Annotated in this window: 25 protein-coding genes; 7 read left to right on the top strand and 18 right to left on the bottom strand. The window is 36.2% G+C overall.

Going from position 1 to position 25,453, the window contains the following annotated elements; genetic code table 11:
- Positions 1 to 50: 50 nt before the first annotated feature.
- Together MHH96_RS02195 and MHH96_RS02200 are read left to right on the top strand one after the other, a co-directional pair.
- Positions 51 to 1,586 (top strand): glycosyltransferase family 2 protein, encoded by a 1,536-nt coding sequence (locus MHH96_RS02195; protein WP_061798114.1) that lies wholly within the window; start codon positions 51 to 53, stop codon positions 1,584 to 1,586.
- Complete coding sequence (locus tag MHH96_RS02200) at positions 1,587 to 1,784, top strand: hypothetical protein (protein ID WP_047944455.1); 198 nt, start codon at positions 1,587 to 1,589, stop codon at positions 1,782 to 1,784.
- Between the two features lie 151 nt (positions 1,785 to 1,935).
- On the opposite strand, the gene MHH96_RS02205 is transcribed toward MHH96_RS02200, so the two are convergent.
- Positions 1,936 to 2,880 (bottom strand): LCP family glycopolymer transferase, encoded by a 945-nt coding sequence (locus MHH96_RS02205; protein WP_341116532.1) that lies wholly within the window; start codon positions 2,878 to 2,880, stop codon positions 1,936 to 1,938.
- 53 nt (positions 2,881 to 2,933) lie between these two features.
- Positions 2,934 to 3,137 carry an NlpC/P60 family protein gene (locus MHH96_RS25575; protein WP_412759307.1) on the bottom strand — a complete coding sequence of 68 codons (204 nt, stop codon included), beginning with the start codon at positions 3,135 to 3,137 and terminating at the stop codon, positions 2,934 to 2,936.
- A gap of 462 nt (positions 3,138 to 3,599) precedes the next feature.
- On the opposite strand from MHH96_RS25575, the gene MHH96_RS02210 reads away from it, so the two are divergent.
- Positions 3,600 to 4,379: a CAP domain-containing protein gene (locus tag MHH96_RS02210; RefSeq protein ID WP_341116534.1), complete on the top strand. Its 780-nt coding sequence runs from the start codon at positions 3,600 to 3,602 to the stop codon at positions 4,377 to 4,379.
- A gap of 72 nt (positions 4,380 to 4,451) precedes the next feature.
- On the opposite strand, the gene MHH96_RS02215 is transcribed toward MHH96_RS02210, so the two are convergent.
- The 6 genes from MHH96_RS02215 to MHH96_RS02240 form a co-directional block, all read right to left on the bottom strand.
- Positions 4,452 to 7,487 (bottom strand): glucosaminidase domain-containing protein, encoded by a 3,036-nt coding sequence (locus MHH96_RS02215; RefSeq protein ID WP_328282938.1) that lies wholly within the window; start codon positions 7,485 to 7,487, stop codon positions 4,452 to 4,454.
- A gap of 663 nt (positions 7,488 to 8,150) precedes the next feature.
- A complete protein-coding gene (locus MHH96_RS02220; RefSeq protein WP_053215798.1) occupies positions 8,151 to 8,792 on the bottom strand; it encodes a hypothetical protein in 642 nt (213 codons plus the stop codon).
- A gap of 38 nt (positions 8,793 to 8,830) precedes the next feature.
- Entirely contained in the window at positions 8,831 to 9,439 is a 609-nt protein-coding gene (locus tag MHH96_RS02225) for a hypothetical protein (protein WP_047944457.1), read from the bottom strand.
- A gap of 142 nt (positions 9,440 to 9,581) precedes the next feature.
- Positions 9,582 to 10,169: a restriction endonuclease gene (locus tag MHH96_RS02230; protein ID WP_144544548.1), complete on the bottom strand. Its 588-nt coding sequence runs from the start codon at positions 10,167 to 10,169 to the stop codon at positions 9,582 to 9,584.
- 83 nt (positions 10,170 to 10,252) lie between these two features.
- On the bottom strand, positions 10,253 to 10,714 hold the full coding sequence (locus tag MHH96_RS02235; protein ID WP_047944459.1) for a GNAT family N-acetyltransferase: 462 nt from the start codon (positions 10,712 to 10,714) through the stop codon (positions 10,253 to 10,255).
- A 55-nt stretch (positions 10,715 to 10,769) separates the two neighbouring features.
- Positions 10,770 to 11,147, bottom strand: coding sequence for a hypothetical protein (locus tag MHH96_RS02240; RefSeq protein WP_047944460.1), 378 nt, complete (start codon positions 11,145 to 11,147; stop codon positions 10,770 to 10,772).
- A 325-nt stretch (positions 11,148 to 11,472) separates the two neighbouring features.
- On the opposite strand from MHH96_RS02240, the gene celB reads away from it, so the two are divergent.
- Complete coding sequence (gene celB, locus MHH96_RS02245) at positions 11,473 to 12,777, top strand: PTS cellobiose transporter subunit IIC (RefSeq protein WP_341116540.1); 1,305 nt, start codon at positions 11,473 to 11,475, stop codon at positions 12,775 to 12,777.
- A 206-nt stretch (positions 12,778 to 12,983) separates the two neighbouring features.
- On the opposite strand, the gene MHH96_RS02250 is transcribed toward celB, so the two are convergent.
- The 4 genes from MHH96_RS02250 to MHH96_RS02265 are packed head-to-tail and all read right to left on the bottom strand — an operon-like array spanning position 12,984 to position 16,427.
- Positions 12,984 to 13,301: a PTS lactose/cellobiose transporter subunit IIA gene (locus MHH96_RS02250; protein WP_047944462.1), complete on the bottom strand. Its 318-nt coding sequence runs from the start codon at positions 13,299 to 13,301 to the stop codon at positions 12,984 to 12,986.
- A gap of 23 nt (positions 13,302 to 13,324) precedes the next feature.
- Entirely contained in the window at positions 13,325 to 13,630 is a 306-nt protein-coding gene (locus MHH96_RS02255; RefSeq protein ID WP_047944463.1) for a PTS sugar transporter subunit IIB, read from the bottom strand.
- 39 nt (positions 13,631 to 13,669) lie between these two features.
- On the bottom strand, positions 13,670 to 14,989 hold the full coding sequence (locus MHH96_RS02260; protein ID WP_341116543.1) for a PTS sugar transporter subunit IIC: 1,320 nt from the start codon (positions 14,987 to 14,989) through the stop codon (positions 13,670 to 13,672).
- A 25-nt stretch (positions 14,990 to 15,014) separates the two neighbouring features.
- Positions 15,015 to 16,427 carry a glycoside hydrolase family 1 protein gene (locus MHH96_RS02265; RefSeq protein ID WP_047944465.1) on the bottom strand — a complete coding sequence of 471 codons (1,413 nt, stop codon included), beginning with the start codon at positions 16,425 to 16,427 and terminating at the stop codon, positions 15,015 to 15,017.
- 164 nt (positions 16,428 to 16,591) lie between these two features.
- Between MHH96_RS02265 and MHH96_RS02270 the strand changes: the two genes are divergently transcribed.
- The 3 genes from MHH96_RS02270 to MHH96_RS02280 all read left to right on the top strand — a co-directional run bounded on the left by MHH96_RS02270 (position 16,592) and on the right by MHH96_RS02280 (position 19,583).
- Positions 16,592 to 17,305: a GntR family transcriptional regulator gene (locus MHH96_RS02270; RefSeq protein WP_047944466.1), complete on the top strand. Its 714-nt coding sequence runs from the start codon at positions 16,592 to 16,594 to the stop codon at positions 17,303 to 17,305.
- A gap of 165 nt (positions 17,306 to 17,470) precedes the next feature.
- On the top strand, positions 17,471 to 18,901 hold the full coding sequence (gene hpaB, locus MHH96_RS02275; RefSeq protein WP_047944467.1) for a 4-hydroxyphenylacetate 3-monooxygenase, oxygenase component: 1,431 nt from the start codon (positions 17,471 to 17,473) through the stop codon (positions 18,899 to 18,901).
- A gap of 223 nt (positions 18,902 to 19,124) precedes the next feature.
- On the top strand, positions 19,125 to 19,583 hold the full coding sequence (locus MHH96_RS02280) for a DinB family protein (protein WP_047944468.1): 459 nt from the start codon (positions 19,125 to 19,127) through the stop codon (positions 19,581 to 19,583).
- 124 nt (positions 19,584 to 19,707) lie between these two features.
- Here the strand turns inward: MHH96_RS02280 and MHH96_RS02285 are convergent, their stop codons facing one another.
- From MHH96_RS02285 to MHH96_RS02310, 6 genes are all read right to left on the bottom strand, one after another.
- The gene (locus MHH96_RS02285) at positions 19,708 to 20,688 is read right to left on the bottom strand and encodes a Gfo/Idh/MocA family protein (RefSeq protein ID WP_047944469.1); all 981 of its coding nucleotides are present in this window, start codon (positions 20,686 to 20,688) and stop codon (positions 19,708 to 19,710) included.
- Positions 20,689 to 20,701: 13 nt separating this feature from the next.
- A complete protein-coding gene (locus MHH96_RS02290) occupies positions 20,702 to 21,535 on the bottom strand; it encodes a sugar phosphate isomerase/epimerase family protein (RefSeq protein WP_047944470.1) in 834 nt (277 codons plus the stop codon).
- Between the two features lie 48 nt (positions 21,536 to 21,583).
- The gene (locus MHH96_RS02295) at positions 21,584 to 22,570 is read right to left on the bottom strand and encodes a Gfo/Idh/MocA family protein (protein WP_047944471.1); all 987 of its coding nucleotides are present in this window, start codon (positions 22,568 to 22,570) and stop codon (positions 21,584 to 21,586) included.
- Entirely contained in the window at positions 22,567 to 23,580 is a 1,014-nt protein-coding gene (locus MHH96_RS02300) for a Gfo/Idh/MocA family protein (RefSeq protein WP_047944472.1), read from the bottom strand. Before MHH96_RS02300 ends, MHH96_RS02295 begins: the two co-directional genes overlap by 4 nt.
- 49 nt (positions 23,581 to 23,629) lie before the next feature.
- On the bottom strand, positions 23,630 to 24,391 hold the full coding sequence (locus MHH96_RS02305; RefSeq protein WP_082138436.1) for a carbohydrate ABC transporter permease: 762 nt from the start codon (positions 24,389 to 24,391) through the stop codon (positions 23,630 to 23,632).
- Between the two features lie 63 nt (positions 24,392 to 24,454).
- Positions 24,455 to 25,381 (bottom strand): carbohydrate ABC transporter permease, encoded by a 927-nt coding sequence (locus MHH96_RS02310; RefSeq protein ID WP_047944486.1) that lies wholly within the window; start codon positions 25,379 to 25,381, stop codon positions 24,455 to 24,457.
- Positions 25,382 to 25,453: the final 72 nt, after the last annotated feature.

Consider the following 25,453-nt stretch of genomic DNA (forward strand, 5'->3'; position numbering starts at 1 on the left):
TGATAAATCTTATGAATAAAAGGAAACATGTAATTTTGGAGGGTAAGTAATTGAAAGTAACGATAGCTATTCCAATTTATAATGCGGCTCGACATTTAAATGTTACATTAGATTCATTAATGAACCAAACAATGGATGCTGCCGATTTCGAAATTATCTGTGTCAATGATCGTTCTACAGATAATAGTTTAGGTGTAATAAATGAATATCAAAAGAAGATGAGTAATTTAATCCTAATTGATCGTGTGGAAAATTCAGGCGGTCCTATGATTCCTCGAAACGATGCCATTGAAGCAGCTAGAGGAGAGTATATCTTATTTTTAGATAATGATGATTTTTTAGGTGAAGAAACATTAGAAAGATTTTATAATGCAGCAACAGAACATAAGTCAGACGTTATTTTTGGAAAATATGTAGGGGTAAACGGTCGGGTAGTTCCTCAATCTATGTTTAAAAAAGGCAATAGATACAACGCGGATATCATTGAGGATAATCTAGTGTATAGTTTAGCTCCCCATAAAATGTTCAATTTACAATTTGTTAAAGAAAATGGTTTTCAATTCCATCCCAAAGCAGTAGTTGGAGAAGATCAGCTATTTGTAATGCAATGCTTCATAAATGCTAAAGTAATAACCGTGCTATCAGACTATGATTACTATTATGTGGTCGCAAGAGGAAATGAAAATTTAAGCCTGAAATATTTTCCTGCAAATGAATTTTTCTTCTCCTTCAACCGTATTATGGAGTTTCTTGAAAATAGCAGTCTGAATGCTATTTATAAAAGGGAGCTTAAGATAGCCTTTTTAAATCGATTCTTACATGCAAGTAGATTAAAAGGCCATCTACTATCTGGTTTGCTAAACAAAGAACAGAAAAAGGATTGGTTAAATGAGACCAAATTATTTATTGATAATCATGTAGGAGATGACCTTATTGCTTCTATGCATTCTAGATTTCAATATTTACTAAAGGTAGCTAAAGAAAATGATGTGGATAAATTATTAGCCATTCATCGTCATATAAACAAAGTAACCGCAAATGACATTTCGAAAGTGGAAAACGGCTTTATCTATGCAAGGTTAAGAAAAGTTTCTAAAGAAATTTCCTATGATGAAGAACATGTTGTAAATCAATTTAACACTTCTAATGTGTTTATTTCCGAATTAGAATTTGATGATAGAACATTCACGATTAATGGGCAAATGACACAAAGTTTATTAATTAACCAGGATGTGGAATATGAACTACGTTTAGTCCACAGACCAACAGGCTTAGAAGTACATCATAAAAATCAATTCCCAGGTATACAAGATAAATTTACATTTGTGGTAGATTATCAAGAAATACTCTTTGATGAAAAGTTTGTTGGGGTTTGGGACCTATTTGTAGAGGCAACGGTTAATGGCTATGTAAAAAGAAGAAGGTTAGGCTCTTCTCGCGCTGAGTTTCTTAAAAAACATGATATTATTCCTTCTCTACATTCGTTTGGAAAAGTTTATTCTATTCAACCATTTTACACGAAACCTCTTAGCAATATTTCATTGGAAGTTAAACTTGAGGATAAAAGTAAGAAAGGGAATAAATAGATGAAAAAAGTGAAAACATTAAAAAATGTCACAACATATGCTCGTCCTTCTGTTAATGCAATTAAAGTGAACCATTATGAAGAGGCGGGAGTAGAGCTAACAGTTTGGCCAAGCATTAAAGGTTGGTACGAATTACGACCGGTCGATTTTGACGGCATCATGAATACAGAGTTCATTCAAACAAAAGATGTAAAATAAGGCTAAAAAATTATAATAATCATGGGAAAGCAGTGAGATGGATCTTTATTTCCATTTTTCGTTCATTGAGGGAATCTAAACAAGAGAACCATTCCTCTGAAAACAAAAAAGGGTGCTAACTATTCATAGTTAATACCCTTTTTTCGTCCATTTACTTTAAATTCTCTGTCAACATATCATGAACTTTTGCCTTTTCTTCATCAGGAACATTTAAATAGTATGTTTGTCCAGGCGGTGTTCCTTGTCCGGTAACCTCATACTGCTCTACTGATTTACGCACACTTCGGTAATTTTTCTGTATCGTCATCATCTGGTCAAAGGTAATATTTGTTTTTACATTTGCTCCAAGAGCGTCGAGTATTTCATTAAAATGGGTAACAGTAGATATTCCTGTAGCCTTGTCAATAATCGCACTAATAACTTTGCGCTGTCTTTCATTTCTGCCAAAATCCCCGTTTGGATCTAGGTGACGCATTCTTACAAATCCTAATGTTTGTGGTCCATTTAAAGTTAATGTACCTTTTTCATAATGATAGCCTTTTTTATAATAACCTTCATCAATCCAATCCAAATCATTTTGAACGGTGATTCCGTCTATAGCATCAACAAGATCACTTAACGCTTCCATATTGACTTGGATATAATAATCCATCTTTACACCAGTGAAATTTTCCACTGTATCCTTGGCCATTTTAACGCCGCCATAAGCATAAGCAGCATTTATTTTTGTTACTCGCCCATCTCCGATAATTTCTGTTTTGGTATCACGTGGAATACTTACCATTTGCATCTTATCATTTTTCGGATTTAGCGTCATTACAATAAGGGTATCGGATCTTCCAACATCCCCTTTTCTTTGATCTATCCCCATTAACAAAATAGAAATTGGCTTTTGATGCGAAAGCTTCTCTTCCCTTTCCTTTTTTGCTGAATTTGAATCCTCTGCAAGCGGCTCATACATTTCATTCGCTGCCTGTTCTACAGAATGAAATAAATAATAAATATAAGACCCTGCCCCTATTATAAGTATCCCGATAATCGACCATACAATAATCCATAATTTTTTCTTCCTTTTTTTCCTTACTCTCTTCTCCATTTTTTGCGCTCTCCTTCTTTATTTTTTATGGGTATTTTAAACACTTTTGTATTTTATACGATAAAAATGAGAAAATGATGAAAATTAGGGACGATATGCTCACTTCCCCTTTCTTTTGGGAACAAGAGTATCGTCTTCTCATTTTGAAACCAATAAGTGTTATCCATAAAATAAACAGCAATGCCTTTTATACTATTAGCAGAAATAAATTGATTTTCTCCCAGATAAATTCCTACATGAGAAATGGTGCCAAAAATAAGTTACCTGACTGTAGGTTGGCTCTTTGAATGACTGTCCTTGATGTTTATATTCCCGCCGACGTATTTACGGGCCATCCGCATTTATATCAAAGTAACTAGGAGACACTATGCTTAAATTTCTTTGGGTTTTATCAATTGAGGAATATACAATTTCGTATTGCCGAAGTAAAGATGAGACATATTAAAAATTATCATAACAGGATTGCTGCTTCCTTAAATGCAAAATAAGCGTATACTCCCCATCCACTTCCTTTATTTCCATCTGATGAAAAAGACTCAAGTTCCTCCTGCCATTAGTATGGATTCAGAGGGACGGTTCTAATGAGTCACCACCATACTCCAATTTATGGGAAAAGCAAACAGAAGAACAGTCTCTCTGCATTTGTTTTTAATTCCCATTTGTATTTTGATGAAAAGATGAAAAAATAAAAAAGTAAATATCTTAATAAAAGGAGCAAAATGATGAAGTTTAAAAATATATTATCAATCCTTGCTTGCATGCCTTTCCTTATGCTAGCTGGATGTAACAATAATGACCGTGAAGCTTCAGACATGAATATGGATCGTTATAATGATTCTACAATTTCTAGCTTAACAACAAATGTAAATAGTAATAAATATCCGCATACACAACCTGTAAAAATTCAAAATGCTAAATACGAATTCCGGACAATTGTCGGAACTTATGATTCAAATAATCCAAATGCAACTAATGGACAACAAGTGCAAAAAGCGACACCACAGCAACAGGCTACAGAGCAGCAACAACAAACAAATCAAGGTACGCAGCCAGGTGCTCAATCAGCTCCGCAAACAACACCTAATAATAATACAGCACCTAATAATACGGCAAAAAAAGAACCGAGTAACTTTGTGTCGGAAGTAATCGACTTAACAAACGCTGAAAGAAAAAAACAAGGACTTCCTGATTTACAAGCGTATCCAGAATTAAATAATGTAGCGGATATGAAAGCAAAAGATATGAATGACAAAGGGTATTTCTCACATACAAGCCCCACTTATGGATCTCCATTTGACATGATGAGAGACTTTGGAATTACGTACGAGTCAGCCGGTGAAAATATTGCTCAAGGACAACGCACACCAGAAGAAGTAGTAAACGCTTGGATGAATAGCGAAGGACACCGCGCAAACATTCTAAATAACAAGTATACGCATATCGGTGTAGGTTTTGATGAAGGCGGTTATGAATGGGTACAAATGTTTGTTAAAAAATAAAAAAGGGGCGGTTTTTAAACCGCTCCCTCTTCTTTTACCTATGGGTAACAGTAGAACCGTCCCTCTGCTCCCTTACTTATATACTGGAATATCTAAATATAGAACGTACGGTCTTAGGTTGTATACTTCAGACATCACCTGTACCTGTTTGGAGGCCCAGCCAATATCTGTCGCGTATTGATGCCCAGCCGCTTTAGATTTTACCATTTTTTCTGGATTCCAACGCATTTTGTATAGCGTATTTTGTACAATTCGATCGGCATTATTTCCGCCTATATAGCCATTTTCAATAAAGGCAGCTCCACCCAAAATAGCTTTATATGGAGTGTCCCAGCCATTTTTGTATGCGGCTTCTGCTCCACACTTTTCTGGACAGTCATCGTATGCACCGATACCATACATATTATAGACTGTTTTGTTATTGTACTTTATTCCTTTTGCAAGCGTGGATTTACCGTTTCCAGTTTCTAATAAAGTATGAGCCATTAAATAAACTTCATTTATGCCATACTTCTTCCCTGCATCAATAAACGCTTGTCCTTGTCCTTCTAAAATTCCCTTCCCTTTAAGGTATTGGTTTAGAATACTAACTGGAACTTGACTTGATTTCGTCAAGTCCATGAATTGGAATCTCTGCACTTTATCTTTAGAAAAATTGACTGGATCTAGATAGTACTTTACATCTGATGAAGTAGCATTACGCCAAGCATTGTAGCTTACTTCTACCCACTTGTCTTTTTCTTCTATAACCGTTAATACGGTTCCCTTTTTTACCGTGCCATAGGTATGACTTGTCGTACTTTCTTTTGAGCGAATATTTAGAGTATCAGCATTTACTCTTCCTACTCTCGCTCCCATTTTCACGAGCGAGCTATGAACAAATAGGTCTTTTCCATTATATTCAATCTTATACCATTTTTCGCTGTTAGAGGTTTTATCCCCTTTAACATTGTTATCTAAAACGAGAATGGCCGTACCGGACTTCACTTTCTCCTCCACATTTTTATCATCTTTTAACTCTGGAGAAGTTCTTAGTTTCACATCGTTTTCATTGATTGTCGCTTTGTTCATCAGTTCAAGATACTCTTTGCTCGCAAATGCCTTTTCGTTGCGGTATTTATCTGTCTGCGGTGAAACTTTCATTTGCAATGCTAATGCATCTTGAAAGGAAATATTATAGTTTGTATTTTGTATAGTCAGGTTGGTTTTAAAGGAGTTCTTTTCACTAACAGATTCTCCTTTTCCTTTTTCGACAAGCTTTATCTCAACTGCTTCAACTCGCTTAAATAAATCTTCTGTTCCGGCTTTCATTCCATTCTTTGCCCATCCCAGCCAGCCATAGGATTGAACATGTACACGATAATAGATCTCGTAGTAATTAGCAATTTCACCAGATAGGTTAATTTTTACCGCTTCTAACGGTTTGGAATAGCCTTCGATACCAGATACACCGTTATTAGTTACACTACTCAACCAATTTGTACCTTGCATTTTAGAAGAATATATAACATTTCCACTATAAGGAGAGTTTTCAAGATTAATTTTTATTGCTTCTATCCGTTTAGATTGTCCTTGTGTACCACTTAATGTGCCATTTTTCACTGTCTTTGTCCAACCATCAGATTGAACATAGGTTTCGTAAGTGACAGAAGGCTTTGTTAAAAATGGCTTAGAAGTAGAACCCGGAGCTTTTCCTCCTTTTTCTACCAATACCACATTTATTCCCTCTACTTGCTTACCTAATCCTTCTGTTCCTGCTAATTGACCATTTTTTGCCCAACCTAGCCAGCCATAACCATTTGCATTTACACGATAATACACATCATAATGCTTCGCCATTTCTCCAGATAAGCTTACTTGAATGGCCTCAACACGTTTGCCTTCTCCAGCTTTACCACTTATAGCTCCATTGGCAGAAGCATTCAACCAGCCATGTCCTTGGACATTTGTCTTATAGTTAATTCCACCTGAGTATGGAGTATTTTTTAAAGCAACCTTTATCGCTTCGATTCTCATATTCTGACCAGAAGTACCTGATAATGCACCGTTTTTCACTGTTTTTGTCCAGCCATTATTCTGAACATAAGTAGAATAAGCAACGGATAGATCTGTTATATATGGCCTTTCTGTAGGTCCAGGTGGATTTTCTCCCTTTTCTACAAGCTTAATCTGAATGGATTCCACTCGTTTCGAAAGCCCTGCAGTTCCAGCTGGTTGGCCATTTTTTGCCCAACCTAGCCAGCCGTAACTTTGAGCATGGACACGATAATATACATCATAATGCTTTGCCATTTCTCCTGTTAAGTTAATTTGGATAGCTTCTACTCGTTTACTTTTTCCTGTAGTGCCGCTTACTGCTCCATTTGAAACTGAATCCATCCAGCCGTAACTTTGAACATGTGTCTTGTACGTAATTCCACCTGAGTATGGAGTATTATTCAAGGAAATTTTAATCCCTTCCACTCGCTTACTCTTTCCTGTTGTTCCAGCAGTGGCTCCATTTTTGACTGCATTCATCCAGCCATAGCTTTGAACATGTGCAGAATAATTTACGGATAACTTGGCTACAAATGGCTTAGCTGTGGAACCAGGCGCTGCTTGTCCTTTTTTCACTAAGACAATCTCCATCGCTTCCACTCGCTTTGAAAGACCCTCTGTTCCAGCTGACTGGCCATTTTTTGCCCAGTCTAACCAGCCATAGCTTTGGGCATGGACACGATAATATACATCATAGTGCTTCGCCATTTCTCCCGTTAAGTTAATTTGAATAGCTTCTACCCGTTTAGATTTTCCAGTAGTTCCACTAATAGCATTATCTTTCACACTATTCATCCAACCATAGCTTTGAACATGAGTTTTATAGGTAATGTTCCCTGAGTATGGTTTATTTTTCAAATCAATCTTAACCGCTTCCACTCGTTTGCTTTTTCCTGTCGTTCCAGATAGCTTGCCATTAGATACACTATCCATCCAGCCATAGCTTTGAACATGTGACGAATAGCTAATCGTTGGATTTTGCGCTGCTTTGACGTTAGTAACATTTGTGCCATATATCATACCTAGTAAAATAACTACAAAAAAGTAAAAAATTTGTCTTTTTATATTCATAGATTTTCTGTCATTTCCCCCTATTAAAAAAATTCAGGACATAAAATGATAAAACTTTCATTCTTATGTCCTACTAATATTCTCTTTTTCTACAACTATTCTATCATATACGACATTATAATATTAACAATTTTAAAAAATAGGGAATTTGGAGGAGGAAATAAGAAAGGAAATAGAGAGAGTTTTTCCTTTTAATTAAGGAATGCCTGTTGTTGACAGAGAAATTGACTATGATACTAAGCCATTATTGAACTAGTTATATTAGAATCTAGTATATTTATCATTAACAAAGGGAACTACCTGCATGCACTTATGTCTGATAAGATAATGAAAGAAAATGACTCAATCTATATAATTCAAAAATGTTATCCATATTTTATTAGAGGAGCTCCACTGATGTATTCATTAAATGAATTCACCCAACAATATATAAGCAAGAATTAGAAAATAATAATCTAGAGAAAAAAACTATCATGTTTTAAACAAACAGCTAACATACTAGGTGTATAGAGATGAATTATCGACCTTTTGGAATTTAGACTTGTTAGCCTGTCATTAGGCACACACAAACGCAGCATTTGTCGTGTTTTTCTCAAATGGTTACCATCTTCAGTACGTGGTGCGATAGGGAATCAGTAGAATCTGATTCCCCTCTTCCTTTTTCTACTGTAAATTCAAGAACACATTCCCCCCGAGCATCTCTTCATAGCGTAGCTGCGCTTTTTCTCCTTTTTTCACTAACCCAGAGATATATCCTTCTTTTTCGTTTCCTACATACATTTCATAACTAAATTCAGGGTCAGTTGTACCGAGAATGTCACCACTATATATATCCCCATTTTCACTAACCATTTCGAAATTCATTATTCCGTCAATATAGAAGGACAAATCTTTTGTAGCCGATTCAGTAAACTTCACTTTTGTTTTTGCTAAAAGCCATTCATATCCATCTGGAGCAGGCTCATTGAATTCATTCATAGATTTCAATTTTTGATAAGCATCCTCTCCTCGTGTCACTTCCAATACGGTTAAATCAAATTTTATGGGAAAAGACTCCCCTTCGTCATTATATAGTTCATCATCAACCGTTACTGTCTTCTTCAATGGGACTGGATTGCTTCGAGTGCCGAGCTTTGATTTTGCTTCTTCTTTCTTATCTGACTCTTTTGTCTGTGCTTCTTCCTGACCTTCATCATCTTCTTTCATTTTTACATCCTTGGTATCTTGTCCACATCCTCCAAGAATAGCGATAATAAATAAACTAGTAAGACACAGCTTAAAAATATTGGGTAGCTTAATTTTCATGTTCATTCTCCTTACTTTTCTCTATGTAAAAACTCCTTCTATTTATCCGAATCCTCTTCTAAATCATCAGGATAAATGGTTTCATCCAAAACTTTCTTTGTAGCCTCGTCTTTTGTCCAAATCTTGACTTGATAATCATCTGGGTCTACGCCACTATACACTTGATACATCATGCCTGTTATTCCAAGGGTAAAAATAGCAAAACTATCCATACTATCTTCATATTTCTTTTTATCAACCACTAACGTAAATTCAGAAAATGCTTTATTATGCGTGATATCCTTAATAGACACATAATCATCACTCTCTTTTATTTCCTTAATGGATTCTTCTAACGAGGTTTCCATTTCCTTCATCATCTCTTTATGTTTTGCCTTAGACATTTTATAAGTAAGGGAACCATCTTCATTTTTAGTAACTTTAATGCCCTCTTTTTCTACATCCGCAATTACGGAATCAATATCTTCCCCTTCAAACAAAGAGGCTGGCAGTGTGATTTCAACATTTAAAAGACCTTTATCCACATTCACCTTTTGTTCATCTGCTTGTTTGTTATTATCCGTATTTTCCTTTTTATTCTTATCCGCTGAACAAGCAACAAGCAATATCATACATACTGCCAGAAAAGCATACGTAAATTTCCTCATAAAAAATCCCCCTCCAAATCATTTTTGACAGAACCATTTCCATTATTATTCCTTTTTCCTATTTTCCAATACATCTAAAAAAGAAGCAGAGAGATGGTTCTTCCGAATACATAACTTCAGATGAACCGTCCCTCTGCTTCCCTTAAACGAGCAATAATTCCTTCATTTCTTTTTCCTCTTTGCTCAAACTACTTAACCAGCTTTCCACAAACTTAACACCGTCGATTAATTCAACATTTAATCCTTTGGCATATTCATAAGCTGCAGATGTATAGCTGCCTGTTGTAATAACATATCCACCTTGAGCTCCTCGTTTGATTATATTCGAATGAATCAGGGCAATTGAATCAAATGGTAAATCTCCTTGATAACATTTTACTTGTCCAAGAAACAATCCTTTTTCTGTTTCATGTTCAAAGTCTACTCCAAAATCACCTGTCGGAGGAGTCACCCATGTCGATCCGCCTCTTGTCTCCTCCATAATTTCCGCAGCAAACCTTTCAAATTGGTGAGGATCTTGTTTTAAATAAATAGATGAATAGTTATTGTCTTTTTCCTCTTTACAAAACCTTAAATAAAGCCCCATTGCCAATGTCTTTTTTAACTCGTCACTTGACTCGATATGATTAGCCAGCAGAGTAGTCTGATAATCATTTTCTTTTTTAGTCCATAAGTATTTCATAAAAGCCAAGATTAAAAGAATCGCTACTATAATTTCTATGTAGAACATTTCACAACACCCCTTGCATTATTAAAGGGTAGGCAGGAATGCTGTATTTTATACCGAAATTAGGTATCCAAATCTAATCTTCGTTACTTAGTTTGCACTATTTTTCCGTTTAATAACATATCAATATGAGGAATATTGTCTTCTAAATATACATCTGATATGGCTTGAAAGCCAAAAGACTGATAAAAGTTCCGCAAATAGTCCTGTGCCTGAATTTTTATCCTCTCTTCTTTTAGCTCTTGCTTGATATAATCAATCCCGCGACTTACAAGCTCTTCTGCAAATCCTTGTCCTCTATATTCTTTCTTTACAAAAATTCTCCCTAAAGAGGCCTCTGGATATGACACCCCTGGAGGTAAAATTCTTAAATACGCAACAATCTCCCCCTGTTTTTCAGCAAAAAGATGAAACGATTCTAAATCCTTTCCATCCACCTCTAAATAAGGACAATTTTGCTCCACCACAAAAACAGCCGTTCTCTCTTTCAAAAGCGTATATAATTCCACGTTTGTTAACTCATTAAATTTCTTTATATGCCATTTCACCTGTATATTTCCCCCTCTTTAGTCCTCAGAGGAACGATTGTACTGAAGACATACCTCAGTAGTACCGTCCCTCTGCTTCCGCCATTTTCCTCCTCAGCTCAGCTGCCACCTCTGTTGGATTTTCAATTTGGAAAATGACATAGCGATACTTCTCATGGTTATCCAATTCGATGATTACGACTGGAATCCTTCCTTCGTAAGATAAAAAATACCATTCATCTTGGTATTTATAAGAGCCTTCATATATATTTAACGGCGAAATAGAAGTTCCAGGCATACGAATCATCCATTTCGGTGGATCAAAATAATCAACAAATACACTCTTAATCATGTTATAGGGCATCTTCACTTTATGCTTGAAAGTGAACAGCATCATAAATCCTCTTATCTTCAGTACAGCAGCGTCCTCTTCAAAAATAATTTCCCTGTTCATTTAACTCCCTCCTAAAGAATGTCTCTAAGTATTTACGAATTAGCAAGGATTATGTTTCACCTACTATTGTATTGTCCTAGATAACATTTTCCAAATTAAACGGAAAAAGCATAGCTGTAGTTTATAAACAGCTTGAACTAAACTGAATAGTAAAAAGATAGTTGAAAATATTTTAGCAAAAGGGAGATGGTCCAGTAAGAGTGCTTTATTCATTCCTAATTTAGTTTAGTATTGCTATCATACAGATATTTTTTACAAACAGGCTTTCGTTAAAGCTTCATTCTTTTTTGTAAGCGTTTAAAAAATATTTAGAGGAGTGTTGTTAATGGATAAATTCACTACCTTTTTAGAAAAAATATTATTGCCAATAGCCCGGAAATTAAATACAAATCGTTATCTTGGTGCACTGCGTGACGGATTTATGAGTGCTTTACCTATGATTATATTTGGATCAATCTTTGTTGTTTTAGCTAAATTGCCCTTTTTAGATAAAATCCTGAATGAGGGTGCTGTTACCTCTTATAAAAATGCGCTAGGTCCAGCTTCTGCATCTACATTAAGTATTATGGGACTATTCGTAATATGTGGGATTGGCTTTAAATTAACGCAATATTATAAAATGGATGGGCTATATGGCGGTTTCGCATCGATTGCGGCATTCATTATCTTAACTCCACAAGTATTGGAAGGCGTTTCTGGTGTTATTCCTTCTGCAGCATTAGGTGCACAAGGTCTGTTTTTAGGAATTTTCACCGCTTTCTTATCGGTTGAATTATATCGTTTCTTTTTACAAAAAAACTGGACCATAAAAATGCCAGATGGTGTGCCTGAGGCCGTATCGAAATCTTTCAGTTCTTTAATTCCTATTACCTTCACCTTAACAATATTTCTCTTAATTCGTATCCTATTTAGCTACACCTCCTTTGAAACGGTACAAAATTTTATTTTCACTGTGATTCAAAAACCTTTAACCTCTCTTGGAAGCGGGCTTGCCGCAACCATTATCGCCGTTTTAATCATTCAGTTATTTTGGTTTTTTGGACTGCATGGCCAAATCATTGTGAATTCCATTATGGACCCAATTTGGATGACTCTTTCTTTAGAAAATCTTGAAGCCTTTAACGCTGGTTTAGAGCGGCCCAATATTGTTAATAATCAGTTCATTGATACGTTCATCGTTGGAATGGGCGGAACTGGAATGACAATGGCCGTTATTCTTGGTATCTTTTTCATTACCAAAAGTAAGCAATTACGACAACTTGGGAAGCTGGGGGGAGGACCATCGATATTTAACGTAAATGAACCGATTATTTTTGGTTTGCCAATTGTTATGAACCCTTTAATTATCATTCCATGGCTTTTATCTCCAGTTGTTGTAACAATCGTTACCTATTTCTCCATGGCAACAGGGCTTGTCCCCGTATCGACAGGGGTACACGTCCCATGGACTACGCCCATATTTATCGGTGGGATGCTTGTTACTAATTCAATAGCAGGTGGAATTCTTCAACTCGTTAATTTAGCAATCGTCGTAGTAATCTGGATTCCGTTCCTTGCCATCTTAGATAAACAATACTTTCGTTCTGAAATTAAAATTCCTGCATCCAAAGAGAAGAAAATAGCAAACTAGAAACAGATAGACGGTTTAAGGGGAGTGAAACAGTCTTCTTTTTTAATGAGAATGTGTGAACAAGCTTCAAGATGAAGTAGCACCAATAATTTTAAAAAATAATAAATGCAAAGAGGATAGTATGGCCGCTATCCTCCTAAAAGGTCTTGAAATATATAGTTATCCTACTTAGCAGATACTTCAAAATAAACCCTTTATTTCCAACTTCAGTTAACGGTACTTAGTTCTTGCCTCCATTCAATCATTTCTGCAATGAGCAATTTAATTGTTTCTGTACTCATAAATTGATCTTCTGCATGCATTAATAAAATGGAGAATTCTGTTTTATTACCCGCAGCCTCATTTTTGATTAATTCACCATGAACTTTATGGCCTTCAACCAAAAGGTCTGATCCTTCCTTCATCAATGAAGCTGCACTGGAAAAATCACCGTTTTTCGCTTGAGCTAGTGCTTCTATAAACTTTGTCTTCGCCATCCCAACATTCCCAATGATTTGAAAAGCAATTAGTTCTGTTCCTTCCATTCCAATCCCTCGCCTCTTATAAACTATTTTTCTATCATTTCTAATGCGGTCTTAAGAACTGCCGCTCCGTTTACTCTTCCATAATCAACAAAATCAATGACAGTAACAGGAATACTATTACCGACTACTTTCTCTGTATTGCTTTTTAAATATCCTACCTGTGGTCCCAATAAAACAATATCTGCTTTTTCCCAGTTTTCATGTAATTCTGCATCTGAAACCGCCCAAATATTTACCTCTATGCTTTGCTCTTTTGCTGCCTGCTTCATTTTTTCTACTAAAAAACTCGTAGACATTCCTTGATTACATACTAATAAAATATTTTTCATACAAACCACTCCTCCTATAGAATAGACTGTTTTTATTCCTTATTTATTCTGCATCGCACTTACTCTCTCATCTACTTTTAAAAATGGCAGATACATAAATACTGTTATTATGATGATCAATAATTGTAAGACAGATGCTCTCCAGTCACCTCCTGTAGCTAGGAATCCTGAAATAATCGGTGGTGTAGTCCATGGGGTTTGAACAACCACGTGATTTATTAAACCTAAAGCTGTCGCAAAATAGGCAACTGATAAAGAAAAAATTGGAGCAAGAACAAATGGAATAATTAACATTGGGTTAAATACAATTGGCAGCCCAAATATAATTGGCTCACTAATATTAAAGATTGAAGGTGTTAAGGACATTTTTGATATATCTCTATAATCCTTACGTCTGCTAAAGATAAAAATAGCAATCAACAATGCAATCGTATTTCCAGACCCCCCCATAACAGCGAAGGTATCTTTAAAGGCCATATTAATTATATGGGGTATCTCTTGATGATTAGCGTATGCTAACATATTATCTTGCATGTTTTGTAATAAAAAGGGATCCAAAAGCGCTCCGGAAATAACTGCCTGATGGATACCGAATCCAAAAAACAAATTAGCGATTGAAATAATTAATAAGAACCCTGGTAAACTGGTTGTCACATAGCTTAATGGCTTAGTAATAATGGTGGATATTAAAGTATTAAAATCCATATTAAATACTTGATTTAATAAAAAGGATGCAACTGCAAAGATAATAACATTCACCATAATCGGAATTAACACATTAAAAGATTTAATAACTGCCGGTGGTATATTCCCACTGATATTGATTTGCATTTTTTTATTTGAAGATAATTTTATAAATAAATCGGTTGCAAGCAGCCCTACGATAATCCCAACAAACATTCCTGATGCGCTTGTATAACTCACAGGAATCACATTAGAAATAAGAAAGCTTTCGGTTGATCCTTCTGGTGAAAAAGTCGTTGTTAATGGTGTAACTACTATCATTGTAGAAAGAACAACTAAGATCGGAGCTATTACATTTTTATATCCCCTATTTACACATAGATGATAAGAAATGGCAACAGCTACTAAAAGTGTCATGATATTCAGTGTACCGTTAGCAATTGATACCCCAATAGATTGCCAGGTTGTTAAAGTATCAGGATTAACCAAATTCCCCATAAATCCAGCTGGCTCTAAAATGACATAATTAATCAGAGTCATAAATCCAGCTAGTATCATAAATGGCATAATCGATGCAAAGGCATCGCGTAGACTTCTTAGATGAATCTGCGCTCCTAATTTTTGTGCAACAAAAGCAAACCGATCTGCAATACCTTGCTTTGTTGAGTTATTCATGATCTATCCACCCTTTATATTTTATTTATCCCAATTTACTCGTTTCGTACTCAAATCCATTGTCCATGCTCATTTTTTTATAAAATTCTCCACTTTTCTTGATTGTTCTTTCTTGTGTCTCTAAATTAAGAGAAACTAGTCCATATCGATTTTTATAAGCATTAATCCATGACCAGCAATCAATAAATGTCCATAAATGATATCCTTTGATATGGCAGCCTGCTTGAATGGCTTTATGGACATAGGCGAGATGATCTTTAATAAACTCAATTCGATAATCATCTATAATTTGTCCATGCTCATTAAGAAATCGTTCTTCATTCGCTACTCCCATACCATTTTCAGATATAAAAGCTTCTATATTGCCGTAATTATCTCTAATGTCTATACATAAATCATAGATACCTTTTTCATAAATTTCCCATCCGCGGTACACATTCATTTTTTTCCCTGGCATATTATGAAGTTCAAAAAACCATTCTGGTAAAAAAGGGCTTTTTTTATTAATTTCTGTCAGGCGTGCCTTAACTCTTCTTGGTTCATAATAATTCAACCCTAAAATTTGAGAAGTATTTTCTGCAATTACTTTTAAATCGTTTTCTTCATATGAAGGCATCTGATTATATTCCTGCAATATTTTTACCAATTTCTTTGGAAATGTTCCTTTAACCATGGGGTCTAAAAAGCTTCTTGTATAAAAGGCATCCGCAATTTCAGCTGCTTCTACATCAAACTCATTTTGGCTTCTCGGATAAGTTGGACTTAAGTTTAATATTACTCCTATCTTAGAAGGCAGTTGCTTTTCCTTAAAAGATTGAATAGCCTTCGCATGTGCCAATATAGTATTAAATGCTGCCTGTGCACCACGCTTGAAATCTACTAAATTTGGATAATGAAAATCTTCTAAATAACTTCCTAAAATTGGCCCTAACGGCTCATTAAATGTGAACCAATGATAAACCAAATCACCAAACTCTTCAAAACAAGCAGTTGCAAAGTTCACATATGCATTAACCACTTCACGTGATTCCCATCCTCCCTTTTCTTGAAGTACATACGGCATATCAAAATGATAAAGATTAGCAAAAGGTTTGATACCGTTTTCATTCATTTCAGTCAAAAGGTCTCGATAGAAAGAAATTGCCTTTGGATTTCTTTCTCCTACTCCACCATCTGGAAACATCCTTGCCCATGAGATGGAAATGCGGAAAGAATTATGCCCTGTTTCCTTCATTAATCGAATATCTTCCTTGTATCGATTTATATGATCAGTTGTTACTTCAGGTCCAATCCCCTGATAAAAACGTGATGGTTCCGTTTTAAACCAATGTTCCCAAACTGTTTCAGCTTTTCCTGTATTACCTCTACCTTCTGCTTGCTCAGCTGACCAAGCCGTTCCCCACCAAAAATCACTCGGAAACGTTAACATTTCTTTCATAATAAATGCCTCCTTCATTCCTTTACGAACAAACTATACCACTCTTTTTAATATAAGTAAATACTTTTAATAAAAAGTATATACCTTTATTGATTTATATACTTGTTTTTAACTATATGGTATACTTATTAAATGTAAAACCGTTACAAAATGGAGGATTTAACTTGAGCCAACTACCTAAATATATGGAAATATATACAGATATTAGAGATAAGATAAATAATAACGAATATGAGATAAATGAAAAGTTACCTGACGGGGATACGCTTGCTGATTATTACAAATGCAGTAAACTGACAGTAAAAAAAGCATTAGATATTCTTGTTAAAGAAGGAATGGTTGTTAGACGTAGAGGTTCTGGAACTTATGTGAAAGGGGTTTCTACTAACGGAGAAGCTATTGCATTAGGTCCATCAGAAGGCTTATCTAACATTGTTGGAAAAGAGAACATTTCCTCAAAAATCATTCTTTTTTCGATCGAAAAACCTTCCTTAGAAATTGCCAAAAAACTTGAGATTGATGACGAATACATTTATCGAATTATTCGAACAAGGCATATTAATAATAAACCTTATTCGCTGGAACATACTTACATGCCCTTATCTATTATTACTGGATTAGAGCCAAAACATCTAGAAGGATCTATCTATAATTATATTCGCGAGGAATTAAAGCTGAAAACGCATAGCACCCATGTCTGGATTAGAGGAGACAAAGCAAATAGCGAAGATACTTCTTTACTAAAGATTCCAGACAACTCCTTCATGATGGAAATCGAAAAATTAGCCCAGTTAGAAGATGGAAGAATATTCGAATACTCGATCACACGCCATCTGCACGAGAGTTTTGTTTTTGAAACAGTTTTTGTTCATAACTAAGAAGGAAATAAAGGGGCGAGCAACCCGGAAACCTATTTTTCCAAATCAAATGAAAAGAAAAAATCCCCATCTTTATCCAATTAACTGGAACTGAGGACTATATTCATTAATAAAATAATAAAATAGTTTATATCCATTTTATTAATGAATAAGGGAGAAGAAAAAATGGGAATAGTGAATGGAAAGACATATTTATCACGAATCAGCGGTCTATCTACAGAAATTTGGTTAGATGGGGAAAAAGTCCAGGACCTCTCTAACCATCCTGCCTTTAAAGGGATACTACATTCAAAAGCTTCTCTTTATGATTTACAATGTCAGCCTAACTTAAAGGAGGAAATGACTTTCTTATCCCCACTATCCGGGGACTCTATAGGTATGTCATACTTACAGCCGAAGACAAAAGAGGATTTGCGAAGAAGAAGAAAGATGATCGAACGGTGGGCTAAGGAAACAGCAGGAATGATGGGACGGAGCCCAGATTATTTGAATACAGTAATCATGAGTTTTGCCACTTCTGCTTCCCTTTTAGAAGGAAAGGAAAATTGTTACCCTAAGCATATCCAATCCTTATACGAAGCGGCAAGAGAAAAGGATCTTAGCTTCACCCATACTTTTATAACACCTCAAGTTAATCGCTCGAGTATGTATCTAGAATATTCCAACGAGCCAATCTCTGCTCAAATAATCGAGAAAAATAATAAGGGACTAATCATTAAAGGGGCGCGGCTCCTAGCCACACAGGGTGGTCTCACCGATGAACTGTTGGTTTTCGGAGCACCCAGATTCGCGAAAGAGGAAGCATTTGCTTTTGCAATACCTTCAGACACTAAAGGAGTAAGGTTTCTATGCAGAGAATCCTATGTGGGAGGAGAATCTACTATTGATTATCCATTAAGCTCGCGATTTGAAGAAATGGATTCTATTGTTGTATTTGATAACGTCCTTGTTCCATGGGAACGTGTTTTTTTCCACGAAGATCTGGAAACTGCAAATATGTTTTTAAGCCAAAGTTCTTTTAATTCATTTGCTTATCATCAAGTTATTACTAGACAAATTGTCAAAACAGAGTTTATTTTAGGCTTAGCGGAAAATATGATAAACACAATTAATGTAGGCGAATATCAACATATCCAAGAAAAAATGGCCGAAATCATTATTGGATTAGAAACGTTGAAAGCACTAATAGAAAAGGCAGAGAACGATGCTCTCTTAAATGACCAAGGATTTATGATTCCAAATAAAACCATCCTGCTAGTTGCTAGTAATATTTTCCCAAAAATTTATCCTCGTTTTTCCGAAATCCTTCAACTAATTGGCGCCAGCGGTTTAGTATCGCTGCCAACAGAGAAAATGTTTCACTCAGAAGTTGGGAAAGATTTAAATCAATATCTCCAAGCAACGTGCAGATCTGCAGATGAACGCAATAAAATCTTTCGATTAGCTTGGGATTTAACAATGAGTTCCTTCGGCACAAGACAGACACAATATGAGCGATATTTTTTTGGCGATCCTGTCCGCCTTTCTGGATTTTTATATAATAACTACCCCAAAAGTGATTATGTGGAGAGAATTAATGAATTTTTGACAGAATGAGTTATCAACGGCTGCCCAAATGGCAAGGACTACATATGGGTAGCCCTTCTACATAAGGTTAATAACTAATGAGCGCCCCTCCCTTTTCCTCCTAAATTCAGCCGTCGCATTTTTTTGTCAATAAATCCTTCATACATTAGTCATACTTTTAACTCAGGAACAATAAAGGAATATTACAGATGGCAATCGAATATTAAATTTTAAAAGAAGGAGGAATAGAATCATGCAAAAGGTTGTGGAGGGAATAAATTATTGGATAAAAAGATTACCAGAAGAATTCAAATCTATGTCTGAAAATAGTTCTTCTCATCGTCCCATGCCAAACAAATGGTCAAAAAAAGAAATTTTAGGGCATCTTTGTGATTCAGCGATAAATAATATAGAAAGGTTTATCAAAATTCAATATGAAGAACCAGTGTATGCTATCCAATCATATGACCAAGATCATTGGGTAAAGATGCAAAATTATCAGGATAGACCACTTGATGACATAATAGATCTGTATCAAGCACTCCATAAACAAATGGTTCATATTGTGAAAAATGTTCCGCACGAAAAGCTTTCCTATCTTTGCGACATAGGAAATAATCAGCATAAAACACTAGAGTGGCTGATACAAGATTATCTTGAGCATATGGAACACCATATTCACTCTCAAATCTTAATCGAAAAATCTTATTAAAAGAAAAGACACACATCAAAATCTACATGCTATATTTATAACCCCGTTCTCCTTTTAGAACGGGGTTATAAATAGGAAGTCAATCTAAAAAAGTCATATTGTCATTTTATCAATAAAAATCTTTTTACAAAGAATAATAATTACTTAAAGTAATAGGCTCTCCATTTTCATGAGAATCATTTGCAGCAAGGGTAGCAGCTAATGTTTGAACACCATTTTCATAGGATGACAGGATTAGTTCTGGCTGATTGGCAGCAATCGCTTCAATGAAAGCTCGATCCTGGGCCTCATAATAATTCAACTTTGGTCGATACGTAGTAGTTGAAAATTCATCTGTAATCGTTATATTGGAACCGTTAAAAGCAATACGGAAATTCTTCCCTAAAATTTCTAGACCCATCCGGTGATCTGGTTGTATAAAAGAGCAGCCTAATTGGCCGATTGCCCCGTTCCTTAAAGTGAAATTGACCGAAGTGACATCTGGTATATCAATATGAGGAATATCCTTTGAAACCAATAGATTCATATTTGCATAGATTTTATCTATATCTCCTGCTAAATAGCGAATTAAATCCAAAATATGTGTGGCTTGTTCTACTAATTGTCCACCTGATTTGGATTGTTCCCGATACCATGGAGTTGGAACAAATTTTGTTAAATAATAGCTGTTAACCATCGCAATTTGTTTGCCTTGTAGATACTCTTTTGCTTTTGCCACTGTATCTAAGTACCGTAAACAGTATCCTGTAGCACAAATAATCCCAGAAGCTTTAATAACCGCAGTTTTTCTCTTTACATTATCCAGATTTAATCCAACAGGTTTTTCTACCATAATATGAATGCCCTTTTTAGCAGCCTTTTCCTCGATATCCCCATGGGCAAATGGAGGGACACATATAAAAAGTGCATCCAATGCGGTCTCTTCCAGCATCTTGTCTACATCTGTATATGCTGGAATATGATATTTCTTCCCTACAGCTGTTGCTTGGTCTTCGGATATATCACATACCGCTGCCATTTCTGCCTGTTCAATCAAAGCAATATTCTTCAAATGTACGGATCCAATCCCCCCGACACCTATAAAGCCTACACGAACTTTTCTCATACCGGACACTCCTCTAAGGGCTAACCTTTTTCAGATTTAACACGACATCCAGATGCTTGGATGTGTCTTGGGCAAGATACTCTGGCCCAAATGCATAGGCTGGTATTTCAGCGGTTACTGTATCCTTATAGCCTATGTTCTTTAATGCTTGGTACACTTTTTCCCAATTTACATCCCCTGCTAATAATGGAACAAAGCCAGTAATATTCCCAACGTTCAGTTTAAAATCCTTAACATGAACTTTTCGGATTCGCTCCCCTAATATGGCAATCCATTGTTCTGGATAGCCATATTGTAATGTATTGCCGACATCATAATAAGCGCCAATATAATCGGAGCAGAACTCATCAATATACCTTGCCATTTCTAAAGGAGAAAGTAGAAATTTATTCCATACGTTTTCGATTCCCACATGAATATTATGTTTTTCAGCTAATGGCAGAACTTTTCTTAACTCATCTTGACTACGCCTATAACAATCAAGGTAAGACGTTTCTTCATTAACTACCCCTGGGACAACTAAAACAGTGTCTGCCCCAATATATCCGGCTAACTCTATTTGTTTTTCTACCACTTTTCTCCCTTGTTCCCGCACCTTTTCATCTCGATGGGAAAGAGGGAACTTCCATAATAGATTCGTAGAAATACTGCTTAAACGTAAACGATAATGCTCAGCCATTTCTCGAATTTGTTTTGCTTCTTCCCTTGACGTATTCATTGTAAGCCCAATGCCATCTATACTTACATTGAGCTCTACTGCATCAAAGCCAGCATCATGACTGTACTTAAATACCATCTCTAATGGTGTATCATCGGGATAGCACCACTGATTAATCCCCTTTAGCATCTTTATTCCTCCCTAAATAGCATCCCTTCATACAGCTATATCTATTGATTATTTGATTCCATTCTTTTCTATCAAAACAGGCCTTTTGCTTTTCACAGATTCATAGCCTGCAAGAGCAACCACCATTGCTTTCAGGCCATCTTCCCCTGTTATAGTAGGTGCAATTCCCTTCATCACATTTGCAACAAAGTCTTCTACAAGATCTTGGTTCATATCATCTCCCCAATAATCCCATTTTGCTCCCTCTGCACTATACACCTCACTTTTCTGCGCAAAGGCATCTACTGACAATGTTCCCTTCGTCCCGATTATTTCTAATGTAACGTCTCCCCATGTTGGGAATGTCTTATTTCTTGACCAGCTACAATCAATAGAAGCAAACACATTGTTTTCAAATTCCATTGTGACGATTCCGCAATCATCTATCTCATAATCAGAAAAGAGATTATCTACTTCCGCATAGACTTCTTTCACATCTGAATTCATATACCATCGCATAATATCCACAAGGTGAACCGTATGATCCATTACAGCACCGCCGCCTGATTTTTCTTTGTCTACGAACCAGCCGCCTGGGTTAGTACCGCGATTCGTTCCTTTTATAGCAATAATACTGCCAAGTTCCCCTGTCTCGATTATATGTTTCGCTTTTGCTATTGGTGTACTAAAGCGTACAGGGAAAGCAATTTGCAGGAATACATTATTTTCTTTGCAAACTTCAATCATTTGCAATGCGTCCTTCCTATTTGTCGCAATCGGCTTTTCACATAAAACATGTTTCCCCTTCTTTGCTGCAGCAAGCACATGTTCATGATGCTTATAATTTTCGGAAGTAATGATGACAGCATCTATAGCTTGGTCTAATAGATCTTCATAGTTTGAGTAGTAATTGGTACTGTATTTCTTTGCTGCTTCTGTACCACGGATTTCCTGGTCATCTGCGATTCCTGCTAACTCTACTCCATCGATTTTCTTTAATGCCTCTGCATAGGCGTACGCATGGCCATGAGCAAAACTAATAATTCCTACTCTCATCGTCTTACCTCCATTTCTTGTTTACGCAATTCTACTACTTTTCCTTCCTTTAGTGACTCGATAGCAGCTAACGCAATTTCCATTGCTTTATACGCATCTAAGGGAGTCACAATCGATTCCTCCTTATTCTTGATGCATGAAATAAAATGTTTTAATTCTGTTATATATGGATTTTCTTTTAATGGACTTTCCGGCACGGCGACCCCAGCTGAACCTGTATTATTGTGATTAATACCTTTTACAAGCGGAGTTGATTTCGAGCTATCATAGTGAATAATTCCTTTTTTTCCAGCTATTTCAAATTTTGTTGCGAAATTTTGGTGAGCCCAAGTTCCTTCCAAATGAGCAATTACTCCGCTTTCAAAGCGCAGTGTCACTAATGCATAGTCTAATTTTGCCATCGCTCTTCCTTGGGCACTTTTGGCATAGACTCGCTCTACCTCACCGAAGCACCAGCGTAAATAATCAAAATCATGAATCATTAAGTCTAGCACTAATCCACCACTGCTGTTATAGTCTGCATACCAATCTCTAGAAGCAGATGGAAAGCCTCCGCCTCTTTTCGTATTTACAACACCTGGCTTGCCAATTTTCCCTTCTTCTATCATTCGCTTTGCGCGCTGGTATTCCGGAAAAAACCGCACGACATGACCTACAAAAAGCTTCACGCCCTTTTCCTTGCAATAGTCGATCATTTCTTTGGCGTCCCTTAAATTGCGAGCCAATGGTTTCTCACAAACAACTTGGAAACAATCATCTGCTGCTTTTATGACATATTCCTTATGAGATGGAGTAGGAACACAAACAGACACAACATCAACAGCACCAAGGCTTTCGATCGCTTCCTCATAGCTTGCAAATGCCTGAACTCCTATTTTTCTTGCCAATTCTTCCGCTTTTTCCAGGTTTTTGTCCACAATTCCAGCTAATTGAACATCATCCATGGTTGAATAAGCGAAGGAATGAGTACTCCCCATTGTTCCGGCGCCAATAACTAATGCTTTTAACATATACACACACTCCCTATTCTATTTATCAATTCTTTCTCCTTCTAACTAGCTATCTTCTAACTCCTCCAAGTGCAATCCCTGCCAGTAAATGCTTTTGCAGAAAAATAAACATGAACAACATGGGAATCGTGGACAAGACAGCACCAGCCATTAACAGCGGATAGTCCGTAGAATATTGTCCTGAGAAGGTGGAAATCCCAACAGACAATACTCTCATTGACTCAGAGTTTGTCATAACAAGCGGCCATAAGAAATCATTCCATGCTGCGAGAATCGTAAAGATTCCTAAAGCAGTAAGGGCTGGTGTCGAATTTGGTAAAATAATTCTCCAATAGATTCCAAAGTACGAACAGCCATCAATTTTAGCTGCTTCATCCAACTCTTTTGGAATGCCCATAAAGAATTGGCGCAGCAAAAAGGTACCGTAGGCACTGAAAATGCCTGGAACAATCAAAGCGAAGAATGTATCAATCCAGCCCAGCTGTGTTAATGTTGCATAATTTGGTATTAAAATTACTTGAGCAGGTACCATAAGCACGGATAGCATTAAAATAAAGAGAACATTTTTCCCAGGAAAATTTAAACGGGCAAAAGCAAATGCAGCTAAAGAACATAAAATAAGTTGACCAATCGTTCTACCTAAAGTGAGAATAATCGTATTCAGATAATATTTTAAAAAATCCACAGCTTCAAAGACGTTCCCGTAATTCTCGAAATGCCATTCCTTAGGGATAATCGTCGGCGGAACTTGCATAGATTCTCCAAAAGATTTCAGAGAGGTAGAAATCATCCAGAGAAATGGCACAATCATGATAAAAGCTCCGATAATGAGCAGTAAATGTCTAGAAACCCGCTTCAAGCAAATCCCCCCTTATTATGAATCGTAATAAACCCATTTCTTTTGGAAAATAAATTGAATAATGGTCATCAATAGAATGGCAAGAAACAAGATAAATGCTTGGGCAGAAGCAATCCCCATTTCACCATACTTAAAGCCTGATTCGTAAACGCCATACACAATAGTACGCAGTGGTTCTAGTAGCGCTGTACTATTACCAATCATGACAAATAATAAGTCGAATACTTGTAAGGAACTAATCATTCCTGTTATAAAAACAAAGAAAATAGTAGGTGTTAATAGTGGTAAGGTAATGCTAAAAAACTTCCGAGCCCTTGAAGCACCATCAATGTCGGCCGCTTCATAATACGTTTTTTCTATTCCTTGAAGTCCCGCTAAGATTAAAATGATATTATTGCCGACACTCATCCATATGTAGACGATAATAACGGATATTAAGGAAATCTTCGGGTCAAATAACCACGATGGCTGCGGAAGATGAAAGATACCTAGAATGTAGTTAATTAAGCCATAATCGGTGTTATATAGCCATTTCCATACCATCCCAACGGCGACCGGCATCGTAACTACCGGCAAGAAATACAAGGTACGATAAAAGACAATACCTTTTATTTTTTGATTCAGCATGACTGCTATAAAAATCGCTATAATGACAGTAAATGGAACGGAAATAAAGGTAAATACTGCTGTATTAATGATCGAACGAAGAAAGGAAGAATCAGTAAATAATTGGATCAAATTTCCCAATCCTACATATTCCGGCGTGGAAATACCATTCCATTTTGTAAAGGACAAAGCAAATGAGGCAAGTGCAGGAAAAATATAAAACATAAACAGCCCTAACATGGTGGGAGCAATAAATAAATAGGCAGCAATGGCTTCACGATTAAATTTCTTTCTCTTTCTTGCCACAGTCTCTGGGCTCTTCTTATTCACTACCATCGTTTCCAATCGTAACTCTCCCTTCTTTCTTGAATTTCCCCCCTTCCCTTTCCATTAGGAATCAATGAAAAG

The organism is Niallia sp. FSL K6-0212, assembly GCF_038007605.1.
In the GTDB taxonomy this organism is placed as follows: Bacteria; Bacillota; Bacilli; order Bacillales; family Cytobacillaceae; genus Niallia; species Niallia circulans.